1 protein-coding gene is annotated in these 840 nt (G+C 39.8%); it reads right to left on the minus strand.

Annotation, left to right across the window (positions count from 1 at the left end):
* Positions 1–28: 28 nt before the first annotated feature.
* On the minus strand, positions 29–840 hold an 812-nt coding region (locus tag AC1DWN_RS34575), incomplete at its 5' end, for a hypothetical protein (protein WP_477563317.1).

Consider the following 840-nt stretch of genomic DNA (forward strand, 5'->3'; position numbering starts at 1 on the left):
GGTTTATATGATGAAGACCCTACTATGGTCACTTATTTATTTGGTTAAACAACTGCTGTTCCTTTTTGCCAAGAGGTCTGATTTTCTCGGCATTTTTAAAATTTTCGATAGCCTTTGTTAGACTGTTTTTGATCGATTTCTCTGTATGGTCCGTCTTGGATTTGGCCATCCATTTTTTTGCTTGCTCAATGTACTTCTGATATACCTTCCAATCCTTCTCAGTTAAGTGTGCATAAGGGTGCACCTTTGTTTGTACAGGTTTCAGGTAATCGTTCGCCGCGTCTATTTCTGCTTGTGTCGCTACTTTTGAGTTAAACGATTCAAAATTGACAAACCCATCTGCCTGTTCTTCAAACCATTGTTTCGCTTTTTCAGCAAAAAAAATGTGACCCGTTCCTCTGCTCGTAAAAATATCGCTACCCGTCCATGTGTTTTCGATAATAAACAACTCATCTCGACTTGAAACGTTTCGTTGTTTTCTGCCAATTAAGGTTTCGTTTCCAAGTTGCAGAGACCAAATAGCTTCCATTTTTTCCGCAAGATCTGTACTGTGCTTTCTTTTTGCTATGTAATTTTCAGGTTCTCCGCCGCTCGGATAAATTTTCGGTTCTTTGGCTTCCAGATCCCACTTCATCCAATCGATATGGACAATTTTCTTGAAAATCGTCTCTTGAAAGCGAAAGCCACTTAAGTCAGATTTCTCAAGTTTCTTCTTAAAAGAATCAGAAACCAATAACATTTTAGCCCACGTATAAACGGGTGGAACAAAGGGCCCTGCTCGTTCAATAAGGATTTCGTTTGCATTGTCTTCACTAGGGAACGCGTAGCCAACAAGAAGGG

Source organism: Paenibacillus sp. P4_A7, from assembly GCF_056402455.1.